This window comes from Treponema sp. UBA7570, assembly GCA_002477955.1.
In the GTDB taxonomy this organism is placed as follows: domain Bacteria; phylum Spirochaetota; class Spirochaetia; order Treponematales; family Treponemataceae; genus Treponema_D.
The window spans coordinates 1-17,262 of the sequence record DLLE01000053.1; the positions used below are offsets into that span (position 1 = coordinate 1).

A 17,262-nucleotide genomic window follows, 5' to 3' on the forward strand; every position below is an offset into this window, starting at 1 on the left:
CCGCCGTATTTTTGAGCATCATCTGTCTGAACCAAACTTTCCGCACTCTGTTTTGTTCCTTTTTTGTCTGCAAGATTCAGTTTTTCAGAAGTTCTAGCAAGTTCAATTACATCTCCGTTGACAGGCAAAGCAACTTCTTTTGAATTTTCAAGGCTGTAAGTATAGCCAAGCTCACCGTTTCCTCCGACAAATTCTGGCAAAACAAGCAGATCTTTCTTTACTTTGAAAATTCTTCCATTTAAAACAACGTTCGCCTGAGCATCGCCTTTGTTGCTTGAAGAGCCACTGTTCACCTTTAATGTTGAATAAAATACAAATTCGCCAAACTGAGTTCCGCTCGTAACGGTTTTGTCATCTGACAAATCATTGAGAATCGAAGTTTTTTCGTTATAAAAGTCAAATTTTCCGTTTCCATTCAGGTCGGTTGCAAGCATTACACGCGAAATTCTCGGACGATTGTTCTGAATGCTCGTCTTTACATAGCCGTAATTTGAATTTCCTGCCTGATCAAATGCAACAACGTGAATTTCTGCCGGACCGTCGGGAATATTGTCCGAATAAACACTTGCAGTCCATTTATATTTTGAACCGCTGCGTTTTACCATTTCGACAAGCCCATCACCATCATCGTTTGAAACTCCAGTTTCGGAAGTAGAATCAAAACCTTCCATCACTTCGTGATCAATCAAAAGCGCGTAGATGAATTCAGCCTCTGTTTTTCCAGCCGAAAGTTCGTCTTCAATAATTGCAGAATCGCCTTCGATTTCTGAAATTCTGTGATAAGTTCCATTTATCTTAACAAGTCCAAATTTTGAAATTTCGGGATTCCAGTTTTTGCCGTTAATGTTAAAGTCGCTTCCAAGTCCATCAAAAGTGATTTTTGACTTTCCGTCATTTGGTTCCAAGTTTTCAACAGTCGCTTTTTTATAAAGCGCAGGAAGATTTTCTGAGTTGATGTAAACTTTTCCGTCTGATTTTACATCAGCAACTTCGGTTTTATTATTCTGAGTTTCTGTCGTTGCAAAAAGCGGATTGAAAATTCTTTCCGTTGTGTCGAATTCTGCATTTGCCGGCTTTTTAAAATAAACCGCGACAAAATCAAGCGAGCTTCCACTTTCTTCAAGCTCGTCGCCAAAAGTATACGAGCCGTCAGAATTTTCAATTACGTTTACAAGGCCGACATTTTCACCACGGCTTGTAAGCCGCAAGTTTTCAGGATTTTCGGCAGCAAGTTTTTTATTGTCCGTGGCGTAAAGGGCAGGCGCGGTGTTGTCAATCTTAAATGCATAATTCGTCTCAACTCCAGAATGTTGTCCGTCGTTCAAGGAAAGTGTTGCATAAACATTTCCTTCTTCTTTTACATCGATTGGAATCAAAACCGTATATTCTGCCGTTTTTGCACCAAAAGTAATTGTTCCGTTTGAGCGTGCAGCTTCGCTTTCAGAACTGTCAAATTCTTTCATTGCTGAAATATAACCATTTCCGCTTTGCATGCTCAAACCAACATCAATTACGCTCGAGTCATCGGTTACAACAGTTTTTAAATACCAGAATTTTGCCTTTTTGCCGCTAAAGCACATTCCAGCAGAATATGATTTTTCCCAGACAGGAACTTCGTCAGCGCCCTCTGGCTTCGAATCAAATCCCACAATATATGCTTTTCCAACTTCTGGAACTCCAGAATCAACATAAATTCTAATTTGACAAATTTCTGCAGAAACTGCGTCCGGATAAGCAAATGAACTTGAAGTGCCGTTTTCGTCATAAGATTCGACAGTAAAGCGAAGAGCCTTAATTACGGCATTCTCAATTTTTATTTTTGAAACGTCAATTCCTGCTTTCCAGTTTCTTGTGCCTTCTGCAATAATTTGAGCTGGATTTTCCGAAATATTGCCTTTTACGACAATTCCAGTTCCAGACAAATCATCAATCGGCTGCCAATCCGTAGAATCCGTAATTTCGCCGTCAACCGCGTATTCAACTTTTGTAATTTTTACAGAAGAAATTTTTTCGTCATCATCGGCGCTTCCCTGCAAAATCACACTGCTTCCAGTTTTTGCAAAATCTTCGTGCGATGTAACTTCCACCGTCGGAATTCCGCCACGAACATTTACAGGAACTTTTTCTTTTACGACTTCAGCATTTCCGATTGCATCTTCAACATAAAAATAAACCGGAACATTTACTTTGTTTTTGTCACCAGAAACTTCTTCAGCGTAGTTTAGACTTCCGTCAGCATTTTTAGCAGTCGCATAATAAATTAAACTTTCCAAATTTTCTGTTTTTTCAAACGAAGATGAATTGAATTCAATTTTCCACTGAGGTTCTTTTAACGGCTCTGAATAGTCATTGATTGTTTCGCCAGTGCTAGTTTTTAAAGGAATCCAGCCTTCAGAATTTTTGGTTACTCCAGTCTTTGCCTGTTCTTTTGTCGGAATCAAGTAATTGAATATCGAAATTCCGCTCGGATCGCTGCCATTGCCGGTAATTGCGCATTTTCCAGTTATATTTTCAATTGAATTTTCATCTATTAAAACAGTTGGCGCAGCATTATCTATCGTGGCATTAAAATCTTTTGAACTTGTTCTTCCGGACTTATCAGTTGCCGTAACCGTAACTGTAGTTTTGCCTTCAACATTAAAATTTCTTGAATCAAGCGCGCTTACTGTGTAAGACAATTTTCCGTCAGAAGATAAATCTCCGGTCCGTTCAAGTTTTCCTGCCAAATCCAAAACTTTATTGCCAAGGCTCAATTTTACGTCGTCAAAAGCAGAATCGTTCATCGAGACGTTTTCTTCAATTTCAAATTGAACAAAAAGATAAGGACTGTTATTTCCAAGATTTATGCCAAAATTGTACGGGTCTTTCCAAACAGATTCTTCCGTAGGAAGTTCAGTTCCAGACGAAACCGCACATTTTATGTTCTTTAAAGACGGAGCGGTTTTATCGAGAGAAATTCTTACAGGATTTTGGTTATCCGATTTTTCACTCGAATCAAACTGAATGAACGGTCTTTCCAATTTGTTGTCATTTTTTGTATAAAATACACCGCCCTCAAGATCCTTTGCGTAGAAATAAATATCGTAATTTCCTTCGTCCGAAAGCTCAAAACTCCAGGTTTTATCCGAAGAAAGTTCAAGCTTTTTCCAACCGCTGCTTTGTTCAGGAGTTTTTTCTAAATCCGCAGAATCTGTTGAATAATACAAACCGTCAATTCCATCATCGTCGCCTACACTTCCAGATATTTTGCTGTTGCTTACAATCTGGCCAGAAGCTTCCAAAGAAATAATTTTGATTGCCGGACGGTCACTATTTTGGTCAATTTCAAGCTCGATAGGTTCTGAATAGCCAACGTTTCCGACTTTATCGACAGCTTCCGCCTTAAAGAAATATTTTCCGTCAGAAAGTCGTGCCGTATTGAATTCTGCGCTCCAGTTAGAAGCTCCATTTATTTCAAGTTTTAAATCATTCCAGTCTTCAATTGCAGAATTTTTTTCAGTTGAATAGAAAATTTTGGTCACTTTATCAAATCTGCCGTCGCCAAAATCATCTTTGTCGTCTGCGCTTCCTTTTAACGCAATCGTTTTGTTTACTTGAATTCCTTCAGCCTCTGAATCAGCATCTTTTGGAGAAATAAATGTTACCGTCGGAGATTTTTTGTCGATTACCAGGTCAAAAAGTTTTATTTCTGGTGAATTTCCTGCATTATCGAAAATTTTTGCATAAACTGTTTTATTTCCGGCAGATAATTCTGCGCTCAAAACCGTAAATTCAAATTTTTTTCCGTTAATTTCTTCAGACTCGCTCAAAACTGCATCTTTTTCAAATTTTCCATTGTCAAGAGAAACCTGAACTTTTGAAATTCCGCTCAACTCGTCAAAAACTGAACCTTTTATTACAACGTCGTTTTTGCCGTTGCTAAGTTTTTTGTCCGCATCTTCAATTATGCCGTCTACAGACAGAGAATTTTCCTTTAATTCTGGATTTTTTGAGTCCACTTTTACAATCCATTCTGCTGTCTGCTCATTTCCGGCTTTGTCACTTGCATAAAGTTTTAAGTGATTTTCTGTGCTGTTTTCAAAATCAGATACAGTTATATTGAAGAATTTGTAATTTTCTTTTTCTGAACCGTTAAGGCTCGTTCCCTGAGAGAGAATCGTTCCGTCTTTGTTTTTAAGTTCGTAACGAATACTTTTTATTCCGCTGGTTGATTCTTCAAAGCAACCGTCAAGCATTAACGAAGTAGAATTGAACCAAATTTCTGCAAAATCGTGCGCATTCATTTTTACCTGGGCGCCGCTTTTTCCAAACAGAGAGTATTTTTGATTTCCGTCAATCTCGTATTCAGCCTTGAATTCCGGTTTTGTAACATCGAAAATGTATTTTACTTCTGCCTCAGAACTAAGTCCGTAAACATTTGTCGCCGTAAAAATTCTTGTCGTTTCTCCAGAATCATTTGCCGGAGCAGGAATTGTAATTTTTAAGTCCTGCTTTTCATTATTTTTTTCAATTGCAACATTTCCGGAAATTGTCTCTCCTTCTCTCCAATCAAGAGAAGCAATCTGGTTTTCGTCTTTTACGGTCGCAGTTACAATTATGTCCTTATTTGAATAAAGAAATTTATTTTTCTGTTCATTTGAGTCCGCATCCGTAACAAGAGAAATGCTTGGGGCAAAATTCTTTATTTCTATGTCGTCTGACGATTTTGTATTTCCCGCTTTATCCGTTACTTCGATTCTAAAGCGGCTTGTTCCTTCCGGAACGTCTTCTTTTTCGAGAATAAACGTATAAACTTCAAATTCTTTTTTTGTGCCTTCAGCTTCTGTGACTGTTTCTGTCGTTTTTTTCTGTGTTTTTTGAACCGTTGTTCCGTTACGCAAAAATTTTACATCTTTAATTCCGCTTCCAGAATCTCTTGCTTTTAAAACAAGCTTTGTCGGTTCAAGTTTTTCAAAAGCCTTAATTTCCGGAGCTTCCGAGTCCAAGGTGATTATTATTTTTGCGCTCGGATTTTTCTCCGCAACGGACACGTTTCCGGCATTGTCGATTGCAGCAAGATAAACCGTATAAGGAACATTTTCCTCATACGAACTTAAATCAATCGGTGCCGACCACTCAAAACCATCATTCGTTGGAGAAATTGCGCACTTTTTCCAGGCTGAAGCAACGTTTTTGTAAAAACCTTTTTGGTCTTTTTCAGGCTCATTTTCAGAAAGAATATAGAAGAAACTTTCGCCCAAACCAGAACAGTCGGTTTTGTCATCTTTTTCGGAAGGATCTGTTACAGTTCCGCGCAGAGTAAAATAATTTTTATTATTGCCGTATTTTCTTACAAATCCAGACTCATCTTTTTCTGCCTCATTAAAAGATTCGCCGTTTACGCTTTCAATTGTAAATGTCGGAGGCAAAGTATCGACAATATATGAGAATTTTTGTTTTGAACTTTGACCAAAGCAATCTTCTGCCTTAAACCAAAGAATTTTTCCTTCGCTTCCAGTTTTTTCTTCAAAATTCCAAGAAAATCTTCCGTCTGTTCCTGCATTTTTCGATATTTTAATCGAAGCTCCTTCGCCAGAACAATTTGCGTCAGAATAGCATCGGATTTCCGCAGAAGAATCGTCTATCGAACCTGTAACCGTAAACTGAGAATTTGCAGCCTGAAAAGCGCCGCTCACGGTTGAAACCGCAAGTTGAGGCGCGCCATTGTCCACTGCAACAAGAAACGGTCCAGAACTTCCAGAACTGTAAGATGTCTGAGAAAGCTTATCTTCTGCCAAAACTTTTACAAGGTAAGCGCCTTCGTCCTTTGGAAGTTCGTCAAATTTTAAGGTAAAACTTGTTGAACCAGCGGCATCTTTTTCGATAACAATTGCTGAACTTTCATTCCACTCAATTTCCTCGCCAGATACAACCTGTTCAACATCAATTTTCTGATAGAAAATTTTGATTGTTTTTATGCCATCATCGTCTTCAACAGAACCAATTAAAGTGTGATTATTGTCTGTTCCAAGAATATTTTTCTGTCCGTTTTTTATTTCTGCGACAGTTTTTACTTTATCATCAATATTAGAGAATTTAATTTTTGGACTGTCGCTGCTTTGATTTATTTTTACAGTTTTTAATTTTATTCCTTCGTTGCCAGAAACATCAGTTGCGTAAATTTTTATTGTAAGTTCTTTGTTATCATCAAATTTCGTAGTATCAACTTTAAATCCAGAAGAACTTATATTTGGAACCAGAATGCGCCCGCTTTCTTCGCCATTTTCCTGCATCAGTGAATATTCAGTTTTGTTTATAATTCCGTTGTCAGAAATGTTTGCTTTTACGGTGATTATTCCGTTTACGGCTTCTTCATTGTCCTCTTCAAGAATCGGAGTTACAGAAATTTCTGAAATAACCGGAGCTTCATCATCAAAATTCACTTGAACCTGATCTGTTCCGCGGTTTCCGTCAAGGGACTTTATTCCGGCCTGAACAAAAACTGTAAATGCCGATTTTCCTTCAAAAACAGATTTTGGAACATTTAGAGAGAATTTTCCTGTATTTTTGTCAAAATTTATTCTTCCGTCCGCAGACGAAGCAAAAAATTCATCTTCTGTCGAATCAATGTATGCAAAAAGCTCGATTTCAAGGTCATCTTGACTTACAGTTGCAGTTCCAGAAATTTCAAATTCTTTATTTGCATAAAAACTTTTTTCGCCGTCAATTTTTACAACTGGAGCGGTGGCGGTTGCGCTTAATTTAAATGCATATTCATTCCCAGCGTTGTTTGCTTCGTTGTCATTCTGATCATAACAATCAACTCCCAAAACATAATATTTTCCGGCTTTTAATTCTGGATGAATAACGCTGTTTACTTCGACAATCACCTTATAAGCATAAGAACCAACCGGAGTGATTTTTGATTCGCGTTCGGAACGCTGCTCTTCTGAAAGTTCATTTAGAATTTTTCTGTTTCCGTCGGAATCTTTTTGGCCTTTCCATGGAGCAAGCAATGTTATTTTTTCGGCATTTTCTATGATATTTCCGTTTTTGTCACATTCCTGCAGAAAAATTCCAATTGTGTCTTTGTCGAGAGGAATCTGGTCAAGGCCGGCAGAAATATTTACTGTTTGCTTGGTTTTATTCATCAGTTCGCACGAAGAATCGTTCAAATAGCCTTTTTCCTGATTTGAGCCAGACGCATTTTTTAAATCATCAAGTCCAGTATAACCAGAGAGTTCGTAAGAAGGGTTGTTCAGCGGATTGAGAGAAAAAACTGCTTTTTGAAGCTGTTTTTGAGAAAGCGCGGACTTTGCTTTTTCGACAATTTCTCGGTTTTCGTCCGTAACGTCATAAGTTCCATTTAAAATATAGTAGGCGTTTGTAAGTTTTACAGTTTGAATTACATCGGAAGAAATTTCATTATTCAAATAAAAATATGCGGCGCAGTTTCCTTTGTCGCCCTCTTCTTCCGGAATTTTACGTGCAGAATCATAAACTGAAATTTTGCACCAGTATTTTTTTGTTCCGGCATTTTTGTCTGTTCCATAAATGCTTTCGTAGGCTTCGCTTCCCCATTTTGCAACAGACAAATCGATTGTCGGAGGAACATTTTTTAAGACAACTGTTTTTTTGAGCTGGTCTTTATCATCGCCTTCCGCGCTGTAAATTTCCACTTCGACAGAATCCACATCGCTTGAATCCATTACACTTCCAGTAATCGAAAAATCCTGCCCGTAAGAATCAGCGCTGCTTCCGTCATCGCTAAATTTGGTTGAAGGCCTGGTAAGAGAAAGAAGAGGCGGAGTGTTATCGATTACAAAACCTTTAGTTGCGCCAGTTTTGTTTCCAGCAGTATCAATCGCCGTAACAGAAACTTCATAAGAACCGTCTGGAATTTTAGATTCCGAGAGCGGATTTATTTTGCAAGTCCAAATTCCTCCATCTTTTCCGCCTTCTTTTATAATTGTCGCCTTAAAAGAATCGGTTTCCGGATATTGCTTTTTAGTCGAAGTATTTTTAAGAACAACGTCTATTTCCTTTAATTCGCCGTCATCGCTCCAAGTTCCGCTCATTGTAAATTCATCACGGACAATATAATCTGCTGACGGTGAAGTTATTTCAACTGCCGGAGCTTTTGTATCAATCGAATCTCCAAGTCCAACTTCACAGGATAAAAAAAATCCACAAAAGACGGTCAAAATAACCGCAAAAACAGAAAGTACGTTTTTTTTCATACTCTCCCCCTCAAAAAAACTTTTTAATCTAACAAAATATTATACCACTTATAAAATTTTTGTCGAGTTTTTTATATGAGTGAGAAGAAATTGCCGTATAAAAACCTTCTGCACATAAAAAAGGCCGAAAAACTTGTCGTCATCCGGCCTTTTAATCCAATTTTGAACTTTTTAATTTGCAGAAAAGAAAAATTATTCGTAAATAAAGGTTTCTTTTGGACCTTCGATTGTTACATTTTCGAATTTTGCGCCTGGAGCATTTCTTATGCGGAAACTCTTTACGCTGACTTCTGGCAATCCGTAAAACATATCGCTTTCCATTGGTGAGCGGTCAGAATTTTCGTCTGTCGTAAAATGACAGTCGCGGATTTCGAGGTTGTCAATCGGCATTTCTGGCAATCCAACGATAAATCCAGCGCTTGCCTTACAGCCAGTTCCCTTGCATCCAATAATTTTTACATTGTGGATTCTAGGAGTTTCGCTTGTTACAGGCATTTTTTCGAGGCTGAAAAGCGGAGATTTTGTGTCTGTAATTCCACATTTGTAGTACATATTCATTGCAATCGGACAAAGAGTATCGTTCATTACAAGATTTTTTAATTCAATATCGTTAATATCGCCACCACGTCCACGTCGAGATTTTATGCGAATTCCACGGTCTGTACCCGACAAATCGCAGTCGCTTGCGTGAATTCCGCTCATTCCTGCGGCAGTTTCCGAACCAAGAACAATTCCACCGTGTGCGTTTCTTACTGTACAACCTTTTACTTCAACATTTACAGTTGGACGGTTTACCCGAATTCCGTCAGGACCAGAACCAGATTTAATACAAATTCCGTCATCGCCAACGGCAACAAAGCAGTCAATTATTTTTACATTTTCGCACGAATCAACATCAATTCCGTCTGTATTTGGAGCAGAATATGGATTTTCGATGTGAATTTTTTCGAGCGTGAGATTTTTTACATAAATCGGATGAACTGTCCAGAAAGGAGAATCCACAATTTTAATTCCTTCGAGAACAACATTTTCGCAGTTAATAAATTCAATAAGAGCCGGGCGCAAGAATTGAGTTTCGCGTCCGCCGCCGCCACCAGCCTGATTTTCGTAGCCAGGATTTAATTTTGCAAGCGCGATTTCGTACGGTTCTTCCGGTTTTGACTGCTTGCGTGCTTTTTTATCTTTTACGGTTTTCCACCATCTTTCACCATTGCCGTCGATTGTGCCCTTTCCAGTAATTTTTATGTTTTTTGAGTCGGAAGAACGAACAAGAGCATGCATTCCATAACATTCAACACCTTCCCAACGGGTAAATGCAGGAGGATACAAAGCTGGATCATCGACAAAAACTATTCTTGCACCTTCAGAAAGCTCAAGTGTTGTGTCCGATGGAATATCAATTGGACCTGTAAGCCAATTTCCAGCGTCAACAGTAAGCTTTCCTCCTCCGTTTTTCACAATTTCTTCAAACGCAGTTTTAAAAGCTTCTCCGTTATTAAAAATACCGTCCGGTTTTGCGCCGAAATTTTTTAGGTTCAAGTTTGTCATTTTGTCTGAAAATCCTCCATTTTTAATAATCACTTTTTTATTTTGACAGCATTTTATTCAATTTGAATTTTTCCGAGGCTGTTTAAATAAGATTTCTTTCATTATTGCTGACCGAAAAACTTACGGCAAGACTTTAAAAAGAAGTAATTTTGAATAAATACGCGGTTTTGTTCAATAAATCGCAGTTTAAACCGACGGCGCAAATTCGTTGCGAAGTGAATCTGCTTCCTCTTTTTTCATAAAATATCCGTGCGGATTTCTAACTGCCGTATTGTCTGCTATTTCATCGCCATTTGAATTTATGCGCTTTGTGCCAAATTCTCGCCAACCAAAATCCTTGCAGCCTTTTTCAGGATAAACCGTTTTTTTGCCGTCTTCGTCCGTCCAAATTCTATCATCGTAATTTTCGTCAATCTTGCAGTCAATCAAGGCAATGCTGTCCCAACGGTCAACACTGTCTTTTGCTCCAGTTCCCTGACTTCTTCCAATCCAAAGCTCGCTTCCTTCCGGTCTTCTGTCTGCCGTAAAAGTGCAGTCCACAAAAATAAATCCCGGTCTTGAATTTAGCGCGCGGCTCTGGACAACATAAGCAGGTCTGATTCCTGGACGGTTGTCCTCTCTTGTGTGAATTTTACAATTTACCCAAACCGAAGTGTCGCAATATCCCCAGATAAAATCAATGTCGCCTGTAATGTAGCAATCTTCAAAACGGCTAAAACCTTTTACGTGAACAGTGTCCTGACGGCTTATAAAACGCATATTCTGACACAAAAGGCTCCCGTTCTGGTTATGAAAACACAATGCTTCCGCCTGATTTCCCAAAGAAGCGTCATCGCAACTTTTTAAGTGAGTATTTTCAATCGTAAAACCGCGCAATGTAACTTCAGACGCATTCGGTCCAATCACAAAAACAGCACGGTTTTCTGTATCTTTATGAAAAGCTTCGCAATTTTCTGCAAGCAGGACAATATCTTCCGGCTTTGTTCCGGCCATTCCTTCAAGAATCAGCGGGTTTGGAAGATTATAAGAAAGTATTCCAGGATATTTTCCGGCAGCGAGCAAAATACGGACAGGCGTATCAATATCAATTGAACCGCTGGCCGTTATTTCTTTAATTTTCTTAAAAGTCTGGGCAATTATTCCCGTATTTGACGGAGCAATTTTAAATTCAACCATGATAAACATCCTTGCTTTTATAATTGTTGATTATATTAGGCATTATGCGCTAAAAGCACATATTTTGTCTTTATTTTCAAAAATTGCAAAATTCCATTTCCTCACAACAAGAATAAAAAATCGCAACTTCAAAAAAACATCTACTCTTTTAATTATATTTTTCGACAAATTTTGTCAGTTCTTTTTCGTATCTGTCCCAATCCACAATATAAGAAACTGCGTGGGGAACGTTTTCAAAAAGAACCAATTTTGTCTTTTCTGGAAAACGCTGCTTGTAAAGCATAAAATTCGTTACGGTCATTTCGTAAGGAACAGTATGGTCGTCAGTTCCTGTTATAAACAAAAACGGCAATTGTGTTTTTTCGAGGGCTTTTAAGGTTGAATATTCTTTTAATCCAAAACCGCCAATTTTTTTGCAGTACCAGCCGGCAGAATCAAGAAGAATTTTCGCAACTCCCGGCCAAATGCGCATTTCGTCCGTCATTGTCCAGCGCACAATTTCATAAGGCTCAGTAAATCCGCAGTCGGCAATAATTCCACGCACATTATACGGCAAATCCAGCCCAGAAGCCATTGTGACAGTTGCACAGCCCATGCTAATTCCGCCGACAAAAAGCGGCAAGTCGTTTCCGTAAATTTCATTGATTTTTAACATCCAGTCGCGGCAGTCATAACGTTCCCTTATTCCAAAAGTAATAAATTTTCCTTCGCTCAAACCGTGCGACCTTTGATAAGGCATAACAACGTTAAAATTCATCTTATGAAAAAATCTGGCGATTGTCGCAAATTCCCGCACAGGCCCAGAGTGAAAACCATGCATCAAAAGAACAGTTCCGCGGCAAGAAGAAGAATTTTCAGAATTCCAGACAATCGCTTTTAATTTTAAGGAATCAAAACTCGTAATTTCGATTAAAGGAAGATTTAGAGAATCAATATATTCGCTGTCGGCAAGATGACGCTTGTAATTTTCTTCGCCAGCATAAAATTTAATCTCGTGCTCAACAGTGCGTTCTTTTGCAGCCCGGCTAAAATTCGGCAGAAAAACAAAATTGTAAATGCAAATGTTAAAAACAGCGGCAAGCGCAACAATAATTCCACAAATAATTCCAGCAATTTTTGCATACTTAAAAACATTTTTTTTCATATAAGCATTATGTAACAAATTTGCATTTTATGGAAACCTCAAAAGATTTTTTTTGCCGGCCGATTAAAAAATTTCTGGAGCACAATCTGCCTTCTAACCCGTCTTGCGCCCTTCCGCTTTTGCTGCATTTTCAGGGCGGTTAAAACCACCCTGAAAACTTCGGGGCTACAGCCGGGGCTAAGTTTTACTTAAAAAGTTTTATTTTTTTACCAAAACTTTTCCATTTCCGGCACCGGATTTTACAATCTGCTCAACGTTTTCTGCGCTGTCCGCCTTGTAAGAATAATAATCAGCAGGAATCCATTCCGGTTTTTGCGAAAGTCCGGCGGTTTTTATATTTTTGCTTGCAACATCGTACATTGAGCCAAAAGTATTTGAAGTAACAGACTTTTCTTTGTCTGCAAAAAAATTTGCTTCGCTGTAAATGCGGCATTCTGCACGGCGGTCAATTCCGCGGCTTTCTGTATTTGTATAAAGATTGTTGTAAATATGTATTGTTGCAAAACGAACCATTGGAAGCCGCTGAGTACATTTGTCAAACCAGTTGTGATGAAGCGTAATTGTCTGATGGAGCCTGTCAGCAGTTTTTTTGTCGCTGTTTCCAATCAGCATGGTTTTGTCATGGTTGTAGAATTTGCACCAGCTTACCGTAACAAAATCATTTGTATTCGTAATATCGCAAAGTCCATCGTAAACCTGCCATTTTATGCTTACTCCGTCTTTTGTAAGATATTTGTCGGATTCAACTTCTTTGTGGCTAAATTTCGGGCTCAAAGAACAATGGTCTATCCAAACATATTTTGAATTTTGAATTGCAATACAGTCAAAATCTGCGTTCAAGCCGTCTGATTCTTCAATTTTTGGAAAAGGATTGTAGCAGTTTGTAAAGCTCAAATTTCTTATGATTACGTTCTGCACTTTTTTTATGCTCACGCTTCCGCCTACAATTCCAGAATTTTCATCAAGACCAATTAAGGTCGTGTTGTCCTGCAAGCGCAAAAATACAAGTTCGCGCCAGTAATTGTTGAGCTCAGTGCGAAGTCCTGCAATTTTTCCGCTCTGATCTTCATTGTAATTAAAACTTGCAGTGTATTTTTCTTTCCATTCTTTATAAGAATTTACAGGAAGAGCAGTTCCGGCTGTTTTTTCTTTTAAAAGTTTGTCCATTTGGTCAGTTGAACCGTTTACAGTTTCTGGCAAAAGAGAACCGCTGCCTGTGTCTGTCATGTCGATTATACCTTTTACATAAATAATCCGGCGCTCTCCCTGTTTTAAGGCAGAAAGCAGCTCTTCGCGGTTAGTAACAGTTAAAACAACAGAAGCGCCAGCTCCGCCATTTGTGCCATAAGCCGACGGCGGAACAACGGCATTTCCGGAAAGGTCTTTTGTACCAGAAAAAGAAGCCCAGCCGTCTGACTTGTCATTGGCAGAAATTTGAGCGGCAAAAAGCCCCGCAACAGAAAAAAACGCAGCACAAATAGCGCTAATAAATTTTTTTTTCATAAAAAACTCCAGAAACTCTCAAAATATAGACATTGTAGCAAGCAGATAAAATCTAAGACACAGCAAATCTGTAAAAAACAAGTTATTATAAAAATATTATTAACCCAAATGTCGAGTTTTGATAAGAACAGCAGTTTAAGAGTCATTTCCGCGCTTGACACGGCAATTTTTGGAAACTGTTTTACTAAAACCCGACATTCGGCCAATTAAGTCAAAACCCGGCTTAAGGATTGGAGTACCGCCGAAGGCGTTCGTAAGCAGCTTGCTGCGTCGAATGGAGCGACAGCGGAAGTACGGAAAGCCTGACGGCGGCTTGCCGCCGGAAGCTCCTTTTTTTTACTTTTTTAAAATTCGCATTGCATTTAAGACGGCAAAAAATGTTACTCCTACGTCGCCAAATACAGCGAGCCACATTCCTGTTATGCCGGCTGCGCCTAAAACCATTATTGCAGCTTTTATTCCGAGGCTCAAAACTACGTTCTGCAAAACTACCGCCATTGTGCTTCGGCTGATTTTTATCGCGTCGATTAAATGTTCAGGCTTGTCGTCCATTATGACTACATCTGCCGCTTCGATTGCAGCATCGCTTCCAAGCGCGCCCATTGCCACTCCAACGTCTGCACAGGCAAGAACCGGACTGTCGTTGATTCCGTCGCCGACGTACACAAGGCTGCCTTTTTTTTGAGTTTTTTGTTCAATAAGTTCTTTTACGCGGTTTACCTTGTCTTCCGGCAAAAGTCCTGCAAAAAGCCGGTCGATTCCAAGCTCGCCTGCAACAATTTGGGCTGTTTTCTGGTTGTCGCCGGTCAGCATTGCTGTCTGACGTACGCCACATTTTTTGAGAGCGCCGATTGTTTTTTTTGCATCTTTTTTTAATTCATCGCTTATGACTATGCAGCCTTTGTAAATGCCATCTTCTGCGACATGAACAACTGTTCCGGCAAGTTTTTTTTCTTCCAGCTGAATTTTGATTTTTGGGTCAATCTGAACATTTTCTTTTTCCAGAAGTTTTTCGTTTCCTGCAAGAACTGTTTTTTGGTCAAGTTCGATTTTTATTCCGTGGCCGCTGATTTCCCTTGCATTTTTACGAATACAAAGCTCGCAGCAACTGTTGTCGAGCCCGTTTTTTAAATTCATTTTCTGGTGTGCAGTGCAAAGAGATTTTGAGATTGGATGAACCGAATAGTATTCTGCATGAGCCGCAAGCGCCAAAAGCTCATCTTCGCCAACACCTTCAACCACAAACACTTTTGAAACCGCAAATGTGCCTTTTGTGAGCGTGCCTGTCTTGTCAAAAACAGCAGTGTCAATTTTGCTCAAGGCTTCGATATAATTGCTTCCTTTTATAAGAATTCCATGCCGGCTTGCCGCTCCAATTCCGCTAAAAAATGAAAGAGGAACCGAAATTACAAGCGCACAAGGACAGCTTACAACCAAGAACATAAGCGCGCGGTAAACCCATGTGTGCCATCCGTACTGAGCAAAAATTTCCGGCGCAAAGACGCTGAGTGCAAGCGGCGGAAGAACTGCAACGGCAAGTGCGAGAATACAAACGATTGGAGTGTAGTATTTTGCAAAACGGGTAATGAATTTTTCGCTTTTTGCCTTTGCTTCGGCAGCTTTTTCCGTCAATTCCAAAATTCTTGTGACTGCGCTTTCGCCATAAGTTTTTGCAACACGAATTCTTACAACGCCCTCGATATTTACAAATCCAGCCAAAATTGCGCTTCCTTTTTCAACTTTTCGAGGAACGCTTTCTCCTGTCAACGCACTCGTGTCCATAAATGACGAACCTTCTTCAATTTCGCCATCGAGAGCAACTCTTTCGCCTGGTTTTACTTCGATTATTTCGCCGATTTTTACATTTTCCGGTTTTTCTTCTTCGATTTTTCCGTTACGGACAACAAAAGCCTTATCCGGGCGAATATCCATCAATGCGCTGATTGAATTTCTGCTTTTATCAACGGCATAATCCTGAAAAAATTCTCCTAGATTGTAAAAAATCATTACGGCAACGGCTTCGCCAATTTCGCCTACAAAAATCGCTCCAACAGAAGCAATGCTCATCAAAAACTTTTCATCGAAAATTTCACCATGCAAAATATTTTTTACGGCAGATTTTATAACATCTTTTCCGCAAATTATATACGCCGCAAAATACAAAACAAGAAAAACAAGCCTTTGCATTCCAACCGGGCCAAATTGAATTGAACCCAACATCCGGCTAAAAACCGAAAGGTGCTCAACCACAAGCGCAGCGCCAAAAAGCACAATTGCGCAAATTATCTGTCTGAGCGAAAGCTCACCTTCTTCTTCGTGTTCTTCATTGTCTTCATCGCAATCGTGGGCATGGCAGCATGGGCAGGAATGTTTGTGATGATGTTCATACTCTTTTTTACATCCTTCGTTTTGACATATGTCAGTACCGTTTTTTCCTTTTATATCGGGTTCCTTATCATTTTTCTTTTCTTCCAAATTATTTTTTTCAAATTCTTCCACCAAATTTTCCATAAAAAATCCTCCCATAAAATTCCGCGCTAGCAGCGAGCCAGGGATGGCAAGAATCACAATTTGTAAAAACATCGCTTGAACAAACTGTGATAATAAAAATTACAAGGATGTAATTTTTATCATGCCTCAATTAAAATTCAAAATCAAAAATCACTCGCAAACGTGCTCTATTCCTTGGTTCAAAATCGAAAGAACGTGGCCGTCGTCTAAAGAATAATAAATCTGCTTTCCGTCACGTCGCCCGCGCACAAGCTTGCTGTCTTTTAAAATTTTAAGTTGATGGCTGATCGCGCTGTCCGTCATTCCAAGCAATGATGCAACTTCGCCAACAGATTTTTCTCCGTCATGCAAGCAAAAAAGAATTTTTACACGCGTCGAATCTCCAAAAATCTTAAAAAGCTCGGCAAGGTCAATCAAAACATCTTCGTCCGGCATTTTAATTTCATCTTCCATAAGCCACCTTCTTTTGAACATTTGAATAATTGTTCAATCGTTCATAATTTATTTATACTTTTCTTTTTCTCGCCTGTCAACTAAATTCCAAAAATTTGATATATTTTTTTGACATAGTTTCTTTATTCTTCGTGCAAATTTTTCCGTGCGTCAGGAGCGTTTTATGAACATTTTATCTATCAGCAACCTTGCAAAATTCGGACGCGAAAGTCCTTTATTCACCGGAGTAACATTCGGCTTAAATGAAGGCGAAAAAGCCGCAATCATCGGACGCAACGGAACTGGAAAATCAACGCTCCTCTCTACAATCGCCGGAGTTCTCGAACCAGACGAAGGAACTGTCGTTATAAACAAAGAAAGCGGAGCAAGTTTTTTAAGCCAAAATCCGCAATTTGACGCCAACAACACAATTCAACAGCACATTTTTAAGTCAAACAGCCCAAAACTTTCAAAAATCCGCGAATACGAAGAACTTTGCCTCTTAATGGAAAAAGGCTTTAACAAGGAACAGCAAAACCGATTCGACAATCTTACGCTAGAAATGGACAAAGGCTCTCTCTGGAACTACGAGTCGCAAGTCCGCTCGATTTTGAGCACTCTAGGAATTAAAGATATGACGCGCAAAATGGGAACTCTTTCCGGCGGCATGCTCAAAAAAGTTGCTCTCGCACAGGTTCTCGTCGAAGACACAAAGCTCCTTCTCCTCGA

At 39.2% G+C, this 17,262-nt stretch carries 8 protein-coding genes; 1 reads left to right on the top strand and 7 read right to left on the bottom strand.

What is annotated here, in order from left to right; genetic code table 11:
* The 7 genes from B4N75_RS06470 to B4N75_RS06500 form a co-directional block, all read right to left on the bottom strand.
* On the bottom strand, positions 1–8,219 hold an 8,219-nt coding region (locus tag B4N75_RS06470; protein ID WP_296706913.1), incomplete at its 3' end, for an Ig-like domain repeat protein.
* 192 nt (positions 8,220–8,411) lie between these two features.
* Complete coding sequence (locus B4N75_RS06475) at positions 8,412–9,767, bottom strand: glycoside hydrolase family 28 protein (RefSeq protein WP_296666512.1); 1,356 nt, start codon at positions 9,765–9,767, stop codon at positions 8,412–8,414.
* 186 nt (positions 9,768–9,953) lie between these two features.
* A complete protein-coding gene (locus tag B4N75_RS06480) occupies positions 9,954–10,943 on the bottom strand; it encodes a pectinesterase family protein (protein ID WP_296017379.1) in 990 nt (329 codons plus the stop codon).
* Between the two features lie 148 nt (positions 10,944–11,091).
* Positions 11,092–12,087, bottom strand: coding sequence for an alpha/beta hydrolase (locus B4N75_RS06485; protein WP_296666515.1), 996 nt, complete (start codon positions 12,085–12,087; stop codon positions 11,092–11,094).
* 198 nt (positions 12,088–12,285) lie between these two features.
* On the bottom strand, positions 12,286–13,590 hold the full coding sequence (locus tag B4N75_RS06490) for a pectate lyase family protein (protein WP_296666516.1): 1,305 nt from the start codon (positions 13,588–13,590) through the stop codon (positions 12,286–12,288).
* A 336-nt stretch (positions 13,591–13,926) separates the two neighbouring features.
* On the bottom strand, positions 13,927–16,101 hold the full coding sequence (locus tag B4N75_RS06495; RefSeq protein WP_296706915.1) for a heavy metal translocating P-type ATPase: 2,175 nt from the start codon (positions 16,099–16,101) through the stop codon (positions 13,927–13,929).
* A gap of 150 nt (positions 16,102–16,251) precedes the next feature.
* Entirely contained in the window at positions 16,252–16,554 is a 303-nt protein-coding gene (locus B4N75_RS06500; RefSeq protein ID WP_296017356.1) for an ArsR/SmtB family transcription factor, read from the bottom strand.
* Between the two features lie 163 nt (positions 16,555–16,717).
* Here B4N75_RS06500 and B4N75_RS06505 point away from each other — a divergent pair.
* Positions 16,718–17,262, top strand: a 545-nt coding sequence (locus tag B4N75_RS06505) for an ATP-binding cassette domain-containing protein (protein WP_296666520.1), incomplete at its 3' end; no start/stop codon positions are given.

Excerpts from the sequence above, each read along its gene's own strand:
- B4N75_RS06495 (WP_296706915.1), bottom strand. The coding sequence starts at position 16,101 with ATGGAAAATTTGGTGGAAGAATTTGAAAAAAATAATTTGGAAGAAAAG.
- B4N75_RS06480 (WP_296017379.1), bottom strand. The coding sequence starts at position 10,943 with ATGGTTGAATTTAAAATTGCTCCGTCAAATACGGGAATAATTGCCCAG.
- B4N75_RS06485 (WP_296666515.1), bottom strand. The coding sequence starts at position 12,087 with ATGAAAAAAAATGTTTTTAAGTATGCAAAAATTGCTGGAATTATTTGT.
- B4N75_RS06475 (WP_296666512.1), bottom strand. The coding sequence starts at position 9,767 with ATGACAAACTTGAACCTAAAAAATTTCGGCGCAAAACCGGACGGTATT.
- B4N75_RS06490 (WP_296666516.1), bottom strand. The coding sequence starts at position 13,590 with ATGAAAAAAAAATTTATTAGCGCTATTTGTGCTGCGTTTTTTTCTGTT.
- B4N75_RS06500 (WP_296017356.1), bottom strand. The coding sequence starts at position 16,554 with ATGGAAGATGAAATTAAAATGCCGGACGAAGATGTTTTGATTGACCTT.